Source organism: Allobosea sp. AK1, assembly GCF_006714945.1.
Classification (GTDB): Bacteria; Pseudomonadota; Alphaproteobacteria; order Rhizobiales; family Beijerinckiaceae; genus Allobosea; species Allobosea robiniae.
On record NZ_VFMG01000001.1, the window covers coordinates 882,252 to 898,578 of the forward strand.

Annotated in this window: 15 protein-coding genes and 1 tRNA gene; 8 read left to right on the forward strand and 8 right to left on the reverse strand. The window is 67.0% G+C overall.

Annotated features, from left to right (window positions below):
• Nucleotides 1–4: 4 nt before the first annotated feature.
• Nucleotides 5–1,156, reverse strand: a complete 1,152-nt coding sequence (locus FHT98_RS04545) for an acyl-CoA dehydrogenase family protein (protein WP_142112729.1) — start codon at nucleotides 1,154–1,156, stop codon at nucleotides 5–7.
• A 112-nt stretch (nucleotides 1,157–1,268) separates the two neighbouring features.
• Between FHT98_RS04545 and FHT98_RS04550 the strand changes: the two genes are divergently transcribed.
• Entirely contained in the window at nucleotides 1,269–2,462 is a 1,194-nt protein-coding gene (locus tag FHT98_RS04550; protein ID WP_142112731.1) for a CaiB/BaiF CoA transferase family protein, read from the forward strand.
• 8 nt (nucleotides 2,463–2,470) lie between these two features.
• Nucleotides 2,471–3,097 (forward strand): TetR/AcrR family transcriptional regulator, encoded by a 627-nt coding sequence (locus FHT98_RS04555; RefSeq protein ID WP_142112733.1) that lies wholly within the window; start codon nucleotides 2,471–2,473, stop codon nucleotides 3,095–3,097.
• Nucleotides 3,098–3,099: 2 nt separating this feature from the next.
• On the opposite strand, the gene pdxR is transcribed toward FHT98_RS04555, so the two are convergent.
• A complete protein-coding gene (gene pdxR / locus FHT98_RS04560; RefSeq protein WP_142112735.1) occupies nucleotides 3,100–4,527 on the reverse strand; it encodes a MocR-like pyridoxine biosynthesis transcription factor PdxR in 1,428 nt (475 codons plus the stop codon).
• Between the two features lie 75 nt (nucleotides 4,528–4,602).
• Here pdxR and FHT98_RS04565 point away from each other — a divergent pair, with 75 nt between their 5' ends.
• The 3 genes from FHT98_RS04565 to FHT98_RS04575 all read left to right on the forward strand — a co-directional run bounded on the left by FHT98_RS04565 (nucleotide 4,603) and on the right by FHT98_RS04575 (nucleotide 6,651).
• Nucleotides 4,603–5,226 carry an FMN-binding negative transcriptional regulator gene (locus tag FHT98_RS04565; RefSeq protein ID WP_142112737.1) on the forward strand — a complete coding sequence of 208 codons (624 nt, stop codon included), beginning with the start codon at nucleotides 4,603–4,605 and terminating at the stop codon, nucleotides 5,224–5,226.
• 31 nt (nucleotides 5,227–5,257) lie between these two features.
• Nucleotides 5,258–5,905, forward strand: a complete 648-nt coding sequence (locus FHT98_RS04570; RefSeq protein ID WP_142112739.1) for a LysE family translocator — start codon at nucleotides 5,258–5,260, stop codon at nucleotides 5,903–5,905.
• Nucleotides 5,906–5,967: 62 nt separating this feature from the next.
• A complete protein-coding gene (locus tag FHT98_RS04575; RefSeq protein WP_142112741.1) occupies nucleotides 5,968–6,651 on the forward strand; it encodes a metallophosphoesterase family protein in 684 nt (227 codons plus the stop codon).
• A gap of 10 nt (nucleotides 6,652–6,661) precedes the next feature.
• Here the strand turns inward: FHT98_RS04575 and FHT98_RS04580 are convergent, their stop codons facing one another.
• Nucleotides 6,662–7,009 carry a hypothetical protein gene (locus FHT98_RS04580; RefSeq protein ID WP_091856366.1) on the reverse strand — a complete coding sequence of 116 codons (348 nt, stop codon included), beginning with the start codon at nucleotides 7,007–7,009 and terminating at the stop codon, nucleotides 6,662–6,664.
• Nucleotides 7,010–7,279: 270 nt separating this feature from the next.
• On the opposite strand from FHT98_RS04580, the gene FHT98_RS04585 reads away from it, so the two are divergent.
• The gene (locus FHT98_RS04585; RefSeq protein WP_142112743.1) at nucleotides 7,280–8,233 is read left to right on the forward strand and encodes a ring-cleaving dioxygenase; all 954 of its coding nucleotides are present in this window, start codon (nucleotides 7,280–7,282) and stop codon (nucleotides 8,231–8,233) included.
• A gap of 196 nt (nucleotides 8,234–8,429) precedes the next feature.
• Here FHT98_RS04585 and FHT98_RS04590 read toward each other — a convergent pair whose 3' ends face one another.
• Nucleotides 8,430–8,984, reverse strand: coding sequence for an NADPH-dependent FMN reductase (locus FHT98_RS04590; protein ID WP_061970229.1), 555 nt, complete (start codon nucleotides 8,982–8,984; stop codon nucleotides 8,430–8,432).
• A gap of 160 nt (nucleotides 8,985–9,144) precedes the next feature.
• Between FHT98_RS04590 and nhaA the strand changes: the two genes are divergently transcribed.
• Nucleotides 9,145–10,983, forward strand: a complete 1,839-nt coding sequence (gene nhaA, locus FHT98_RS04595; protein ID WP_142112744.1) for a Na+/H+ antiporter NhaA — start codon at nucleotides 9,145–9,147, stop codon at nucleotides 10,981–10,983.
• Between the two features lie 90 nt (nucleotides 10,984–11,073).
• Here nhaA and FHT98_RS04600 read toward each other — a convergent pair.
• The 3 genes from FHT98_RS04600 to FHT98_RS04610 form a co-directional block, all read right to left on the reverse strand.
• Nucleotides 11,074–11,149: transfer RNA gene (locus FHT98_RS04600), tRNA-Ile, on the reverse strand.
• Between the two features lie 125 nt (nucleotides 11,150–11,274).
• Nucleotides 11,275–13,680 carry a methyl-accepting chemotaxis protein gene (locus FHT98_RS04605; RefSeq protein WP_142112745.1) on the reverse strand — a complete coding sequence of 802 codons (2,406 nt, stop codon included), beginning with the start codon at nucleotides 13,678–13,680 and terminating at the stop codon, nucleotides 11,275–11,277.
• Nucleotides 13,681–14,091: 411 nt separating this feature from the next.
• Nucleotides 14,092–14,499: an acyl-CoA thioesterase gene (locus tag FHT98_RS04610; protein WP_061969257.1), complete on the reverse strand. Its 408-nt coding sequence runs from the start codon at nucleotides 14,497–14,499 to the stop codon at nucleotides 14,092–14,094.
• A 136-nt stretch (nucleotides 14,500–14,635) separates the two neighbouring features.
• On the opposite strand from FHT98_RS04610, the gene FHT98_RS04615 reads away from it, so the two are divergent.
• Nucleotides 14,636–15,073: a VOC family protein gene (locus FHT98_RS04615; protein WP_091856362.1), complete on the forward strand. Its 438-nt coding sequence runs from the start codon at nucleotides 14,636–14,638 to the stop codon at nucleotides 15,071–15,073.
• Here FHT98_RS04615 and FHT98_RS04620 read toward each other — a convergent pair.
• The gene (locus FHT98_RS04620; RefSeq protein ID WP_061969261.1) at nucleotides 15,058–16,293 is read right to left on the reverse strand and encodes an MFS transporter; all 1,236 of its coding nucleotides are present in this window, start codon (nucleotides 16,291–16,293) and stop codon (nucleotides 15,058–15,060) included. The genes FHT98_RS04615 and FHT98_RS04620 overlap by 16 nt on opposite strands.
• Nucleotides 16,294–16,327: the final 34 nt, after the last annotated feature.

Below are 16,327 nucleotides of genomic sequence, written 5' to 3' on the forward strand. Positions count from 1 at the left end.
GCGCTCAGCCCAACGCCTTCACCATGTTGCGGGCGATGACGATCTGCTGGATCTGCGAGGTGCCCTCGTAGATCCGGAACAGGCGCGCATCCCGGTAGAAGCGCTCGATGCCGTGGTCGGCGATATAGCCAGCCCCGCCATGGATCTGCACGGCCCGGTCGACCACCCGGCCGACCATCTCGCTGGCGAAGAGCTTGCAGCAGGCGGCGTCCGTCGCGACGTCTTCGCCACGATCCTTGGCCCGCGCCGTCTCCAGCACCATGCAGCGCGCCGCATAGGCTTCCGTCCGGCTGTCCGCGAGCATCGCCTGCACCAGCTGGAACTCCGCGATCGGCTGGCCGAACTGCTTGCGCTCGACCGCATAACGCAGGCTGTCATCGATCACGCGCTCGGCCATCGCGACGCAGACCGCAGAGATGTGCAGGCGCCCGCGATCGAGCACCTTCATCGCCGTGCGGAAACCCTGCCCCTCACGCCCGCCGAGCAGAGCATCGGCAGGCACGCGGCAATCTTCGAAGATCACGTCCGAGGTATGCGAGCCGCTCTGGCCCATCTTCTTGTCGATCGGGCCGAGCGAGAGCCCCGGTGTCCCAGCCTCTACGAGAAAGGCCGAGACGCCCTTCGCGCCGGGCTGCGACGGATCGGTGCGCGCGAACACCGTGAACAGCCCGGCATGCGGGGCATTGGTAATGAAGCGCTTGGTGCCGTTGAGGACATAGCCGCCCTCGACCTTTCGCGCCGAGGTCTTCAGCGAGGCCGCATCCGAACCCGCCTCCGGCTCCGTCAGCGCGAAGGAACTGATCAATTCGCCCGAGGCCAATCGCGGCAGGTAGCGCCGCTTCTGCTCTTCCGTGCCGTCCATGATCAGCCCTTGCGAGCCGATGCCGTTATTGGTCCCGATCAGCGAGCGGAAAGCCGGCGAGGTCTTGCCGAGTTCGAAGGCAACCCGGACCTCCTCCTCCATCGTCAGGCCGAGACCGCCGTACTCTTCCGGGATCGACAGACCGAACAGGCCCATACCCGCGATCTCCCGGCGGATTTCGGCCGGAATACGATCCTCTTGCGCGACCTGATGCTCCAGGGGCCGCAGGCGCTCGCGCACGAAACGCGCCACGCTCTCCAGCAACCCCTGCATCGTCTCGCTGTCCAAGGCCATCGCAGTCTCCCTCCCTTGCCTTCGCCCGGCGCCTCGGGCTTCCTTGACAAGGTGAGGCAGTTAAATACCTTCCAGCCGGTAAGTAAATATCGAGAGCGCGAGGCGGCAGGCGATGGGCGCGGCACTGGACGGCATCAAGGTCCTCGATCTCTCCCGCGTCCTCGCCGGCCCCTGGGCGACCATGACGCTGGGTGATCTCGGCGCCGAGATCTGGAAGATCGAGCAGCCCGGCGCGGGCGACGACACGCGGGGCTGGATGCCGCCCTCAGTCGAGGGCATCTCGACCTATTACCTCGGTGCCAACCGCAACAAGAAGAGCCTGACCATCGATATCGGCACAGACGAGGGCCGCGAGATCATCGTCGCGCTCGCCCGCAAGGCCGACATCCTCGTCGAGAACTTCCGGCCGGCCTCGCTGCGCAAGTTCAAGCTGACTTATGAGGACCTGAAGGCGATCAATCCGCGCCTGATCGTTTGCTCGATCTCCGGTTACGGGCGCGGGCACGAACTTGAAGAGCGCCCCGGCTACGATTTCATCATCCAGGCCGAATCCGGCTTCATGGCGATCACCGGCGAGCGTGACGGCGAACCGATGCGGCTCGGCGTCGCCTTCATCGATCTCGTCACCGGCATGAACGCGGTCCAGGCGGTGCTCGCGGCGCTCTACATGCGCGAGCGCACCGGCGAGGGGCAATGGCTCGATATCGGCCTCAACGACAGCGCCTTGTTTCTCCTCGCGAATGTCGCCTCGGGTTACCTCAACACCGGCAAGGAGCATGGCCGCTACGGCAATGCCCATCCCAGCATCGCGCCCTACCAGATCTTCGCCTGCAGCGATGGGCGCATCGCCATCGCCGTCGGGACTGAGGAGCAGTTCCGCCGCTTCTGCCGGGTCATCGGCCTGGCACATCTTTCCGACGACCCGCGCTACGCGACCAATCGCAAGCGCACCGAGCATCGGGACACGCTGCTCCCCCTGCTCGAACAGCATTTCGCAAGCCTGAGTCTGCCTGCGCTGCTCGCCGAGCTGCGTGCCGCCAGCGTGCCGGCCGGCGAAGTCCGCAGCGTTGGCCAGGCCCTGACCAGCGACATCGCGGCGCTGCGCCAGAGCGTCGTCTCCGTGCCCGCTCCGACCATCGGCAGCTTCCGCTCGGTCCGCAGTCCGCTGCGCATGTCCGCAAGCCCCAGCCGGGAGCCGACGCCGCCGCCCGCGATCGGGCAGCATACCGACGCGGTTCTGGCCGAGCATCTCGACCTTGGACCTGAGCAGATCGAGCAGCTGCGGTCCTCCGGCGCGATCGGCTGACGCAGACCATGTCGGCGCCCGGCAACACCGAAATCAAATCGAAGCGCCAGGGACGCCCGCCGATCATTCCGGATGCGCGCAACCGCATCCTCGACGATGCCGCCCGGCTCTTCGCCCAGGACGGCTATGACGGGACGTCGCTGGCAGAACTCGCCGCCTCCGTCGGGGTCACCAAAGCCGCGATCTATCACTATTTCCCGAACAAGAAGGAGATCTACGAGGCGATCATCGTGCGCACGCTGGAGGGCTTACGCCAGCATGTCTCGCAAGCCACGATGCAAACCTCCGGCCCGGAAGAAGCCCTGGCCGGCTTCATGATCGCCCATGCGGATTTCTTCGAGGAGCATTACGATGGCTTCCTCACCATGCTCGTCGGCTATGGCGGCATGGAGAACGTGGTGATGATCGCGGAGGCGCAGAAGCTGCGCGACGATCACGAGCAGGCGCTACGGCGGATCATCGCCGACGGCGTCGCCCAGGGCGCCTTCCGCCCGATCGATATCGACACCACCAGCCGCGCCATCCTCTCGATGCTCAACTGGATGGTGCGCTGGTTCAAGCCAGGCAAGGGCCGCCGCGCCGCGGCCTTCGCCCAGGATTACTGCGACCTGATGCTCGGCGGCCTGCGGGGCTGAGGTCAGTCGACCGCCGCGAACACCTCGGCCAGCCCGGCGATACCGCGGCGGATGACGTCGACATCATGCGCCGCATAGCCGATGACGAACCCGGCCTCGGCCGGGCGCTCCAAGGGAGAGGCGTAGAGCGGCCCGATCGGATAGAGCCCGATCCCGGCCGCGCGTGCGGCTTCGACGATGCTCGCCTCCCGCTCCGCCGGGACACCGTTCAGCCAGGCGACGACATGCAGGCCGGTATCCGCACCGGTCACCGTCAGGCGCGAACCACACTCCGTCGCCAGAGCCTGCAACAGCGTGGCCCGGCGCTCCGCATTGCGCCGGCGGATGCTGCGGATATGGCGCTCATAGCCACCACTGGTGAGAAACTCCGCCAGCGCCTCCTGCTCCAGCAGCGGCGTGTGCCGATCGGTGAGGCGCTTGGCCTCCGCGAAGACGCCGCAGAGATCGGGCGGGACGACGAGATAGCCGAGCCGCAGCGTCGGCGAGAGCGTCTTCGAGACCGTGCCGAGATAGATGACCGTATCGGGCGCCGACGTCTGGAGAGGTGGGATCGGCGCGACGCCGTGCCGGTATTCGCCGTCATAATCGTCCTCGACGATCACGGCCCCGTCTTCGACGGCCCAGTCCAGCAAGGCTCGGCGCCGTGCTGCCGAAAGCACGCTGCCCAGCGGATACTGATGGGACGGCGTGACATAGGCTAATCGCGCTGCCGGCAGCCCATCCGTCCGGATGCCTTCGCGATCGACGGCGACAGGGACCGCCACGCCGCCCGCGGCAGCGAACGCATGCCGCGCCAGCACGTAGCCTGGGTCCTCCATGACGAACCGATCGCCGGGATTGAGCAGCAACCGGGCGCAGAGATCGAGGCCTTGCTGCGAGCCGTTGACGACGACGATCTGTTTCGGCGCGCAGCTGATCCCGCGAGCGCGCCACAGATAGCTCGGCAAAGCGGCCCTGAGCGGAGCCGAGCCCTGCGGGTCGCTGTAACGCAGACGCTCAGTGCGGCGCAGGCTCGCGCGGTTCAGTGCGCGGCGCCAGGCCAGCATCGGAAAATCCGCCCCGTTCAGGTCGCCATAACGGAGATCGGCGACGCGATAGGTCTGGAACCGGGCCGGCGCGGGCAAGGCCAGCAGGCGTTCGGCGAAGTCGGACAAAGCCCGCTCGCTTGCAGGCGCAGCAACCTTGGGTATCGGCGCCGCGGCAAGCCCGCGCGCCACGACGGCACGCGCGCCGGGGCGATTGAGCAGATAGCCTTCCGCGATCAACTGCGCATAAGCGGCCGTCACCGTGGTGCGTGACACGCCCCATTCGAGGGCGAGCGCCCGGCTCGACGGCAGGCGATCGCCGGGGCGGTACTCTCCGCCATGAATCCGCTGCTTGATCGCGGCGATGATCCGGCGGGCGACGCCCTGCTCTTCAAACTGGACCACACGAAATCCTCAGAACTGGATATTCCGATCGGTCCAGATTGCAGGCATGACAGCGCCGACACAAGGAGTTCCCGCATGTACACCCCACCGGCCTTTCGCGACGAGGACAGGGGCAGCCTTCTGGCCACGATCCGGGCTGCCCGGCTCGCCACCTTCATCACCGCTACGACGGAGGGCCCGCTGGCGACGCCGCTGCCGCTCTTCATCGATGAGACCGAGGGCGAGCATGGCGTGCTCTACGGACATCTCGCCAGGGCGAACCCGCAATGGCGCGCGCCCGTGGTCGGCAATGGCCTCGCCATCTTCTCCGGCCCCGACGCCTATGTCACGCCAAGCTGGTATGCGCTGAAGCAAGAGACCGGCAAGGTCGTGCCGACCTGGAATTACGTCACGGTCCACGCCTCCGGCCCGGTCGAGTTCTTCGACGATGCGGCCCGGTTGCTCGATGTCGTGACGCGCCTCACCAATCTGCACGAGGGCGAACGCGCTGCGCCCTGGGCCGTCTCCGATGCGCCGGCGGAATTCGTCCAGGCCCAGTTGCGCGGCATCGTCGGCCTGCGCATGCCGATCGCGACGCTCGAAGGCAAACGCAAGCTCAGCCAGAACCGCAGCCCGGCCGACCGCGCGGGCGTGACCGCAGGCCTTGCCGAAAGCGATCGCCCGATGGATCGCCATGTCGCGACGCTGATCCCGGTCTGAGCCCCAACCTTCAATCCGGAAACGCGCCCCTATGCCTGATCCCACCCACTTCGCCCTCTTCTTCGTCGCAGCGCTTCTGCTCGCCATCACACCCGGCCCCGGCATATTCTACGTCGCCGCCCGCACGCTGGCCGGCGGACGCACGGAGGGCATGGCGTCGAGCTTCGGCACCGGGCTCGGCGGCATGGTTCATGTTTTCGCCGGAGCGCTCGGCGTCTCCGCGATCGTGCTGGCCAGCGCCGAGCTCTTCACCGCGCTGAAGCTCATCGGTGCCGTCTATCTGGTCTGGCTGGGCATCCGCACCATCCAGATCGCCCGTCGCGATGCGGCCGCTGCCCTGATCCAGAGTGAGGACATCGCACCGGTCGGGTCGCGGCGCGCTTTCCGGGAAGGCGCTATCGTCGAAGCACTCAACCCGAAAACGGCAGCGTTCTTCCTCGCCTTCATCCCGCAATTCGTGGACTCGTCCGCCGGGAATGTCGCGCTGCAATTCCTGTTGCTCGGCTTCGTTTCTGTCATCCTCAACACGTTGGCCGATATCGGCGTGGCGTTCGCAGCCAGCCGCATCCGGCAGGGTGCTGCGGCGCGGCCGAACCTCGTCCGCCGGCTGCGCGAAGGCTCGGGCGCCGCGATGGTCGCCCTCGGGATCGGGCTCGCCTTCGCGAAGCGCCCGGCCTAAGCAGAGATGACGGTGGTTCATGCCCGCATAGGCCATCGACGACAGCATCGACGAGCCGCCCCATGAAGATCGCGATCATCTCCGATATCCACGGCAATCTCGATGCGCTCCGGGCGTTCTCCGAGAGTTATGACGAGCTCTGGGTACTGGGCGACCAGGTCAATTTCGGCCCACAGCCGCGCGAAGTCGTCGAGATCATCCGCGACCGGGCCGATATCGCGATCCAGGGCAACCATGACCACGCCGTCGGCTTCGACGACGACAGCCGCTGGACGCCGAAATTCCGCGCCATCGCCGAGGCGACGCGCCGCCATACTTCGGCAGAACTGAGCGAAGAGCAGAAGCTTTATCTGCGCGAGCTGCCGCTCGCCGTCCAGGCCGTGCGCGAGGGCACCCGGTTCCAGCTCGTCCACGCCACGCCGTCGGACCCGCATTACGGCTACCTGCTGGAGGAGGCGGATGGCTGGGCAGCCGAACTGGAAAGCGTCGATGCCGACGTGCTGCTGGTCGGGCACACGCATATGCCCTTCATCCGGAGGATCGGGAACAAGACCGTCGTCAATCCCGGCAGCATCGGCCAGCCGCGCGGCGGCAAGCCCCGGCCTAGCTATGCGGTCTGGCAGGATGGCGCCTTCGAACTCCGCAGCTTCGACTATCCCATCGAATCGACGGTCGCGAAGCTCGAAGCCCTCGGCCATCCCCCGGAGGTCGAGGCGGAACTCGTCCGCATCCTCCGGGAGGGGTGATCGATCCCGCTTACGCCGCCCGTTTCGCGACGATGGTCAGCTCGCCCTCGCTGTCGAGCGCGGCCATCACTACGTCCCGGGACGTGAAGCCCTTCACGGCAAGGGCCGATTTCAGTTTCGGCTCATTTTCGATCGTGGCCTGGATCTGCTGAAGCTGTCCGGCCGGCTGCGCCGCCGATTGCTGCTTGACCTGCTCCTGGGCGGCAGCCGGCAATGCGTCCATGTCGACGACGCTGATCGACTTGATCGTCGTTTCCTTTTGAGTGGAGGGAGCCGATTGTGCCGGTGCTGTCGGCGACGCCGGAGCTTGCGCCATCGCGCTGCCCGAGACGATCAAAGCAGTGCCGATGGCAATCATGGCGGTTCGCATGGAGTATCCTCCTGTGTTTTGCCGATGGAGGCCGTATCAGGCCGTGCAAATGCGTTCACAGACTGAAGCCGGTTTGGTCATTTCTGGGCGATGTTATGGCCAAGACCCGGACCGCGTCGGATTTGCACGTCAAACAGAGCTGGCCAGGCCGCGGGGACCAGCTGTTCGCGTTTCTCGAACAACCCGTTCTTGAATCATCCCCTACCGAGCCAAGCCGGCGCCTCGATATCAGGCAGGAGAAACCAGAAAGGGACGATCATGGCTCTTCAACTCAGCGGCATCCATCATCTGACGGCGATCACCGCCGACGCACCCGGCAACAAGCGCTTCTACACCGACACGCTCGGCCTGCGCCTCGTCAAGAAGACGGTGAACCAGGACGATACCTCGGCCTATCACCTGTTCTACGCCGACGGGCAGGCGAGCCCCGGCACCGACATCACCTTCTTCGACTGGCCGGCAGCGCCCGAACGGCGCGGCACGCATGCGATCTCGCGCACAGGATTGCGCGTCGCCGGCGAGACCGCGCTGAATTTCTGGCACGAGCGCCTTTCGGCCGGCGGCTACGCCAAAACCGACGTGGCGCTGCTGGACGGCAGGGCGTCCTTCGACGCCGAAGACCCGGAAGGGCAGCGTCTGCGCTTCATCGATGACAGCGGCACGGGCGAGGCTCATGCCTGGTCGGGCAGCCCCGTCCCGGCAGAACACCAGATCCGGGGGCTCGGTCCGATCACGATCAGCGTGCCCGAGCTCGGTCCGACCGAAGCCGTGCTGACGCAGGTCATGAACATGCGCCGCGAACGCAGCTACGCCTCGCCCGACGGCGCAGGCGAGGTGCATGTCTTCACGATGGGCGAAGGTGGCCCGGCCGCGGAGTTGCACGTTGCGGTCCAGCCTGGCCTGCCCATCGCTCGGCAGGGTGCGGGTGGTGTCCATCACGTCGCCTTCCGGACTCCGGATCTCGAAGGCATGAACGCGTGGTCCCGTCGCCTGGCTGAAAACCGGGTTCCCTCCAGCGGCGAAGTCGAGCGCTACTATTTCCGGTCGCTCTATTTCCGCGAGCCGGGTGGCAACCTGTTCGAGATCGCCACCGATGGACCCGGCTTCGCGGTCGATGAGCCGCTGGAGACGCTCGGTGAGCGACTGGCGCTGCCGCCCTTCCTCGAGGCGCAGCGGGCGCGGATCGAGGCCAACCTCAAGCCGCTCGCCTGATCCCGCGCGTCCCGGGCGGACGCGCGCCACACCCGGCCCAGGAGCGTATGAGCTCTCAAGCCATCACGCTCCTGGGTCTCGATCGTTCATCACCGCGCCCAATCCGGCAGCACCTCGATCAGCCGTCCGGCGGCCCTGATGCCGTCGATCGACCTGGCCGCGGACTGGCTTTCGCGCTGCGCTTCCTGACAGGGGCTCAGCGCCCGGCAGCGAAGGCGGCGAAACCCGCGATGAACTGCGCGAGACGCTGGCGCGTGGTCTCGTCGGTCAGGTTGCCCTCGGCATCGAAGACGCTCTGCGCCCGCGACACCATCAGCCGGCCCTCGAACCAGGGCCGGGTCCCGAGGGTGCGCAGCACCGGCAGCCAGGCATCCTGTGCCAGGATCGTCCCGAAGCCGCCCGGAGAGGCGCCGAGCACGGCGACCGGCTTGCCACCGAACAGCGGTCCGATATCGGAGGCCGGCCGCGTCAGCCAGTCGATCGCGTTCTTGAACACGCCCGGCAATGAGTTGTTGTATTCCGGCGTGAACAGCAGCAGGCCATCGGCCGCCGCCAGTTGCTGCTTCAGCGCCTGCACCGCGGGCGGTATCCCCTGCTCCCGCTCGTCGTCGCCGTTATAGAGCGGAATGCCCTCGATGCTGCCGGCCAGCAGGGTCGCGCCGTCGAGCGTGAGCTCCGTTGCGGCCCGCAGCAGGCCGGTATTGAAAGACGCCTGTCTCAGGCTGCCGGAAATTCCCAGAAGGCGTGTCATCGTTGCTCCCTCGCGCCCAACGGCCCGACCGACGGCCGGCGCGGCCAAACCCGATGCTGACGCATCTTCCCGATTGTGGCTACCATGGGCAGGATCGGTTTGCCCGGAAGGCCGCACCCAGGCGGCGGGCGGCTTTCGTCGAAGGAAGGGGACCACGGGGATGTCCGAGGCCGCGATTGCCAACCGCCTCGACCGCTCGGTCGATGATCGGATCGATCACATCCTCGGCCCCGGCCTCGCCCAGATCACGCTCGTTGAATATGGCAGCTATGCCTGCCCCTATTGCCGCGCCGCCAATGAGCGCATTGCCGAGGTCCGCGACCAGCTCGGCGAGCGCCTGCGCTACGTCTTCCGCCATCGGCCCCTGACCGGCAGCGACATCGCACTGCGCGCCGCCGCCCTCGTCGAACGCGCAGCGACCGCTGAGCAGTTCTGGGACGCGCATGTCAAGCTGATGACCCGCTCCCAGGTGCTGACCGAAGAGGATCTCGAGGCGGTCGCGCGCGATCTCGGCCTTGCGGATATCGACCCCGAGCACGACGCCACCGACGCGCAGCGGGCCGCGGCACGCGTCGAAGCCGACATCGCCAGCTCCCATGCCAGCGGCGTGCGCTTCACGCCGAGCTTCTTCATCAACGAGCGGCGTTATGATGGCCCCTGGGATGAAAGCTCCTTCCTCGATGCGATGCTGGGGACGCTCGGCCACCGCTTCCGGGCCGCAGCACTCGATTTCGCCAGCTGGGGGCCCTCGGCCGGCATCCTGCTCCTGCTCGCGACGATCCTCGCGATCGCACTGACCAATTCGCCGCTGGGGCCGGGTTTCGAGGCGTTCTGGCATCGCGAGCTGGCGCTGTCCTTCGGCGATGCCCGCTTCGGGATGTCGCTCCAGCACTGGGTCAATGACGGCCTGCTGACGATCTTCTTCCTGGTCGTCGGGCTGGAGATCAAGCGCGAGTTCACCGTCGGGCATCTCGCCGGGCGGCGCTCCGCAGCGCTGCCGATCGCCGGCGCGGTCGGCGGCATGGTGGTGCCGGCAGCGCTCTACATGCTCGTCCTGCCCGGCGGGCCCTGGTCGCATGGCTGGGGCGTGCCGATGGCGACCGACACGGCCTTCGCGATCGCGATCATTGTCATGATGGGCTCGCGGGTGCCGATCGAGCTGCGCATCTTCCTCACCGCCGCGGCCATCGTCGACGATATCGGCGCGATCATCGTGGTGGCGCTGTTCTATTCCGGGAAGCTCCAGCTCGGCTACCTGCTGGCCGCGCTGGTCCTGACGGGCGGGCTTGCAGCGCTCAACCGCTCGCATATCTATCGCGTCGCGCCCTATGCGCTGATCGGCATCGCGCTCTGGCTCTGCGTCTATGCCGGGGGCTTGCATGCGACGCTGGCCGGCGTCGTGCTGGCGCTGTTCATTCCGACGCGCCCGCCAGCAGATCTCACCGCGCTCACCGCCCAGGCCAATTCGATCATGCTGGCGGAAGCGGCCCATGGTGCCGAGGTCCTGCGGCACGGCCCCTCGACCCCGGCCCTGCGCGCGCTCGACGCGATCCATGATCGCCTGGAATCGCCGGCCGACCGCCTGCTCCGCCATGCCGGCGCCCGCTCGAGCTATCTGGTGCTGCCGCTCTTCGCTCTCGCCAATGCCGGCGTCGTCATCGCGCCCGATGTCCTCGAAGGCCGCGGGATGCTGCTGCTCGCGATCGTGGCAGGGCTCGTGCTCGGCAAGCCGCTCGGCATGCTCGGCGCCACCGCACTGGCCGTCCGCCTCGGCGTCGCGGTGAAGCCGGCGGAGTATTCCTGGCTGCAGCTTGCCGGCGCGAGCGCACTTGCCGGCATCGGCTTCACCATGTCGCTGTTCATCGCCGGCCAGGCCTTCGCCGATCCCGGCGATTTCGCCGCCGCTAAGATTGCGGTCTTCGCCGCCTCGATCGGCGCCGCCCTGCTGGGAGCCGCCATGCTCTGGAGAGCGGCACCGCGGCTCGACGCCAATCGCTGACCACCGTCATGGAAGTTTCCCGCACCAAAGCCTAACGCTGGTTCCCGCACCAACGGGCAAGGAAGCGAAATCAAATGGTTGGGAAAAAGATGGTGGGCCGGGCCGGACTCGAACCGGCACCGGCGCTGTTATGAGCAGCGAGCTCTAACCATTGAGCTACCGGCCCGCTCCTCGCCTAGCATCGCCGCCGCCCGGCAAGCAAGGCACATGCGGCCGGAATCGAAAGGGCCTCCCGGTCGACCGGGAGGCCCTGTTGCGTTCATGGGAGCGGGATCGCTCCAATCGCGCGCGTCATGCCGCGGCGGGGACCTCGCGTTCGTCATGCTCGGCCGCTTGGCTCTGCCGGAAGGTGAAGCGGCCGATATGCTCGGTCAGCGCCCGCGTCTGCTCGTCCGTCAGGGCGAGCGCAGCGTTGGTCTCCTCGACCAGCGCGGCGTTCTGGTGCGCCATCGTGCCGATGCCGTCGATCTCGGTGTTGATCGCCGAGACGTCGCTCGCCTGGTTGCGGGCGGTCTGCGAGATGCCGTTCATCAGCCCGGTCAGCTCGTTCACCGAGGAGACGATCGCGCCGAACATCGCGGAGGTCTCCTCGACCAGGCCGACGCCGACCTTGACGTCGCCATGCGCCGCCTCGACCAGCTTCTTGACGTCGTTCGAGGCATCGGCCGAGCGCTTGGCGAGGCTGCGCACCTCGGTCGCGACCACCGCGAAGCCCTTGCCGGCATCGCCGGCACGCGCCGCCTCGACCGCTGCGTTGAGCGCCAGCAGGTTGGTCTGGAAAGCGATCTCGTCGATCATCGCGATGACCTCGGAAATCTTGCTCGAGGACTGGCGGATGCGCTGCATCGCTTCCAGCGCCGAGGCCACGACCTTCTCGCCCTGCTGCGCACGCTCTTCCGCGCCCTGCGCCATGCCGGTCGCCTGGGCCGCCTCGCTCGCGGTCTTCTTCACGGTGCCGGCGAAGGCGCCGAGCTGGTTGGTCGCCATCGAGACGGCATTGCTCTCCTCGCTGGTGCGCTCGGCGAGATCGGTGACGCCGTCGAGGATCTCGCTGGTCGCGCTGCGGACGGCGGTAACCGTCTCGGCCAGGCGGGCGAGCGTGCTCTCGAACTCTTCGGCCAGCGCATTGGTGCCGTCCTTGAGCTCGGCGAAGGCGCCCTGATACATCCCCTCGATCCGGGTCGAGAGATGGCCGGCCGAGAGTTCTGCCAGCACGTCGCAGGTCTCGAGCAGGCCGGTCTGGACCGTCTCCAGCAGCGTGTTGACCGAACCGGCGAGCGCATTGAGCTCGGGGTCGGCGAACTGCGCGGCGACGCGCTGAGTGAAGTCGCCGGCCGCGGCGGCCGCGACGACGACGCCGAAGGCCTCGCCCAGCTCGCGCATCATCTCGCGGCGCTGCTCCTGCGCCCGCGCCTCGTCCTCGACCTTGGCGAGCTCGGCGGCACGCAGCGCCACCGCATTGTCGCGGAACAGCAGGACGCTCTTCGAGATGTCGGAGATCTCGTCATTGCCCTTGGTATCGACCACCGTCTCCAGCGCGCCATCGGCGATCGCACGGGTCGCAGCCCAGAGCCGGTTGAGGCGCCCGATGATCATCGGGCGGACGAAGAAGAAGGACAGCGCGAGCGCGATCAGCAGCGCGCCGATGCCGATGGCGGCGAGCGTGAGCTCGCTCCGCTCGATCAGGGCTTTGGTCGAGTCGCGCCCGGCGATGGCGCCACCACGGGCAGCCGTCACCAGCTCGCCGACTTCGCGGCGAACCTTCTGCGCCGCCTGGTCGAGATTCTTCAGCCCGGCGACGATAGCGGCTTGCGTCGCAAGATCGCGCTCGCGGATGGCAACCAGGCCGCTGGCGCCCTCGCCGAGATCGGTCACGGCGCTGACCGCCTGCCCGCGCGCCGGGTTGGCCTGCAGCATGTCCGCTGCCGTCAGGAGGCCGCGAACCTGGCCGAGCTGGGCCTTCAGGCGCGACTTGGCGAACTCGAGCTTCTCGGTGCTGTCGACCTGGGAGATCTCGCGCAGCAGGCCGACGGTCTCGCTGATCTGGAGCTGGAGCGCCTGGGCGGTCTGGAGCGAGGACAGATCCTTGTCCAGCACCTTGGACAGGGCGGCATCGAATTCGGCGCCGCTGAGCTGCGCCGCGCTGGTGATGTTCATCTTGACGTTGAACTGGGCGTCAGCCGTCTCGAAATCGGCCATGGCGCTGAAACCTTCGCGAGCCTTGGACAGGGCGGCCAGCGCAGTGGCGGTGTCGGCGGCGTTGCGCAGCCGCTCTCCCGTCAGGTCGTTGATGTCGTTGATCTGCCGCGCCAGGTCGTCGATCGCCGATTGCGGCTTGGACTTGTCGACCTTGCCCTGCTCGGCGATGCGCCGCAGCAGCTCCAGCTGGCGCGCCTCGACGCTGTCGAGCTCGCCGGTCAGGGCCGCGCGCTGCTGGAGGGTCGATACTTCGCTGAAGCGCGCCGCCAGTGCAGTCGACTGCGTCGCCGCCTGCGAGAGCTCAAGCGCGAGTTCCACGACGGGCATCTTCTGACCGACCAGGTCGTCGACCGTATGGTCGACGCTGTTATAGGAGAACCAGGCGACCGAGGATGAGACGATGGTCAGCGCCGTCATCACGCCGAGAGCGGCGTAGATGCGTGGCGCGATACCGATCCGCAGCGGCTTGCCCTCACGCGCGGGCTTGGCTTTCGTCATGAAGTCGTACTCCGGAATTCACGCAACGCTGGAGAGGAGCTCGGAAAACGGGAAGAATTCCCCGCTCAGGTTCACCCTGAACCGGCCTCGATCATCAGACTGATGCGCGAATCCCCTCCCTCCCCCGGCATATGAGCCAGGCGGTTGGGTCCGCATGCAGCGTCGAAAGGCCATGGAAGTCCCCCGGCCGAGGCGTACCCCCGGTCTGGAGCGCAGCATCCTCCAATTGCGCTTAAAGAACGCTTAAAAGTGGATTCTTTTGAATCACTCCGACAGTCGCGGGATTCATCTGACGTTAGGGGAGGTTAAATCCCGTCAACCTTCTGAGGGGAGCATCGGCCCGAAAGTGGAGCGCGGTTTTTTCGAAAAGCCGATGCACGATCAAACAGCCGGGAGGATCGGGCCGAATATTCAGGCCGATCCTCTCGGCACCGGCCGGGGCCGCCCTTCCTCGTCGATCGCCACGAAGGTGAAGGTGGCGTCGGTGACCTTCTCGTGCAGCGTCGTGCGGAAGCGCTTGGCCCAGGCCTCGACATGGATCTTCATCGAGGTCCGCCCGATGGATTCGATCTCGGTATAGACGCTCAGCACGTCGCCGACCTTGACCGGCCGGATGAAGGTCATGGCCTCGACCGCGATGGTGACGACGCGCCCCTGCGCCTGGTCGACGCCTGCGATGCCGCCCGCCTGGTCCATCCGCGACATCACCCAGCCGCCGAAGATATCGCCATTGGCGTTAGTATCGCCCGGCATGGCGATGGTGCGCACGGTCAGCGTCCCGCGCGGCGCTTCCTCGGGTCCGTCAGTGGCAGGGCTCATGGGCGTCCTTCAGGCAGGCGGGGAATCCGCTCAGCCGATGATGCTGGCGCCATGGTGGACACGCAAGCGGGCGCTTTGCACTGCCCGGCCATCTCGCCGACAATCGCGGCAAGCCTCGCGAACAGGGATTCATGCCATGCCCAGCGCCAATGCGTCCAAACCCGAGCCCATGATCATCATCTCGCTGCGCTATGCCGATGCACCGCGCATGTATGACTGGCTGATCGAGGCCTTCGGTTTCGAGAAGCACGCTGCCTATTATTCGGAGGACGGCAGGACGCTCCTCCATGGCGAACTCAGGATGGGGGCGAGCTTCGTCATGCTCGGTTCGTCCGAGGGCAACGAATTCGGCAAGCTTGTCTCGCGCCCGGCCGAGCTCGGCGGCACCACCGCCTCGCCCTATATCGCCACCGACGATATCGACGCACGCTGTGAACGCGCTCGCAAGGCCGGCGCCCAGATCTGCATGGAGCCGACCGACCAGCCCTATGGCAGCCGCGACTTCATTTGCAAGGACCCCGAGGGCCACGTCTGGTGCTTTGGCACCTATCGCCCTTCTCAGCCCGCGACCTGAAGTGGCGGCATCGATCGGCGCGCCCGCAGCATCAGCCAGCAGACGATGCTGAGATTGACGAGGTTCCAGGCGAGCCCGTTGAGGAACGCCATCCGGTACGAGCTGAAATAGTCGAAGATCACGCCCGAGAGATAGCCGCCGAAGGCCATGCCGAGCACGGTCACCGACATCACCAGCCCGATCCGGATGCCGGCCTGCTTGGCCGGGAGGTATTCGCGGATGACGACGGCGTACATCGGCACGATGCCGCCCTGGAACAGACCGAAGATGCCGCTGACGACATAGAGCGACTGCAGGCCGTCGAACCAGAGATAGAGGAACAGCGCCACGCCCTGCATCAGCGAGCCCAGCGCCAGCGTCGCCGCGCCGCCGATCCGGTCCGCGACGAAGCCCGAGCCGATGCGGCTGACGATGCCGAGCAGCATCATCAGCGAGAGCATCTCGGCGCCGCGCGCCACGCCGTAACCGAGATCACCGCAATAGGCGACGATATGGACCTGCGGCATCGCCATGGCGACACAGCAGGCGAAGCCCGCGACGCAGAGCAGGAGCTGGAGCTGGCCGGCGCTGAGGCCGAGATCGCCGCGCGCCCCGGCGCTGCTCGCCTCCGCCGCGGCCATGGTCGCAGCGGTCGGTTGGCGCCGGAAGAACGGCGCGAGCGGCAGCAGCACCACCAGCGTGACGACGGCGATGCCGAAATGGGTCGCGCGCCAGCCATGGTTGGCCACGCCCCAGGTGATGATCTGCGGCCAGAACACGCCGGCGAGATAGCTGCCGGAGGCACCGCAGACCACGGCAAGGCCGCGATGCTTGCGGAACCAGTGCGACAGATCCGAGATCAGCGGCGAGAAGCCGGCGGCGCTGCCCATGCCGATCAGCAACCCATGCGCGAGTGCGAACTGCCAGAGCGAATGCGACATCGCCGCTGCGGCATAGCCCGCGGCAAGCAGGAAGGCGCCCATCACGATCGGCACCATGATGCCGTAGCGGTCCGCGACCCGACCCATGATGATGTTGCCGGCGCCGAAGCCGAGCATGGCGAAGGTATAGGGCAGCGAGGCCCCGGCCCGCAGCGTATCGAACTCGCCCTGCATCGCCGGCAGCACGACGACCACCGACCAGGAACCGACGCAGGCGATCGTGCCGACCAGCAATGCGACGGCAAGCCTCAGCCAGGCATAGGAAGAATCGGGTTGGTAGCGGTCGGCGTCCTGGGACATGCTTCCTCGGCGGCCATATCTTGGGAGATGGCTC

Bases quoted from the DNA above. Each gene is read 5' to 3' on its own strand.
- FHT98_RS04545 (WP_142112729.1), bottom strand. From the start codon at position 1,156: ATGGCCTTGGACAGCGAGACGATGCAGGGGTTGCTGGAGAGCGTGGCG.
- FHT98_RS04550 (WP_142112731.1), top strand. From the start codon at position 1,269: ATGGGCGCGGCACTGGACGGCATCAAGGTCCTCGATCTCTCCCGCGTC.
- FHT98_RS04555 (WP_142112733.1), top strand. From the start codon at position 2,471: ATGTCGGCGCCCGGCAACACCGAAATCAAATCGAAGCGCCAGGGACGC.
- FHT98_RS04565 (WP_142112737.1), top strand. From the start codon at position 4,603: ATGTACACCCCACCGGCCTTTCGCGACGAGGACAGGGGCAGCCTTCTG.
- FHT98_RS04570 (WP_142112739.1), top strand. From the start codon at position 5,258: ATGCCTGATCCCACCCACTTCGCCCTCTTCTTCGTCGCAGCGCTTCTG.
- FHT98_RS04575 (WP_142112741.1), top strand. From the start codon at position 5,968: ATGAAGATCGCGATCATCTCCGATATCCACGGCAATCTCGATGCGCTC.
- FHT98_RS04580 (WP_091856366.1), bottom strand. From the start codon at position 7,009: ATGATTGCCATCGGCACTGCTTTGATCGTCTCGGGCAGCGCGATGGCG.
- FHT98_RS04585 (WP_142112743.1), top strand. From the start codon at position 7,280: ATGGCTCTTCAACTCAGCGGCATCCATCATCTGACGGCGATCACCGCC.
- FHT98_RS04590 (WP_061970229.1), bottom strand. From the start codon at position 8,984: ATGACACGCCTTCTGGGAATTTCCGGCAGCCTGAGACAGGCGTCTTTC.
- nhaA (WP_142112744.1), top strand. From the start codon at position 9,145: ATGTCCGAGGCCGCGATTGCCAACCGCCTCGACCGCTCGGTCGATGAT.
- FHT98_RS04605 (WP_142112745.1), bottom strand. From the start codon at position 13,680: ATGACGAAAGCCAAGCCCGCGCGTGAGGGCAAGCCGCTGCGGATCGGT.
- FHT98_RS04610 (WP_061969257.1), bottom strand. From the start codon at position 14,499: ATGAGCCCTGCCACTGACGGACCCGAGGAAGCGCCGCGCGGGACGCTG.
- FHT98_RS04615 (WP_091856362.1), top strand. From the start codon at position 14,636: ATGCCCAGCGCCAATGCGTCCAAACCCGAGCCCATGATCATCATCTCG.
- FHT98_RS04620 (WP_061969261.1), bottom strand. From the start codon at position 16,293: ATGTCCCAGGACGCCGACCGCTACCAACCCGATTCTTCCTATGCCTGG.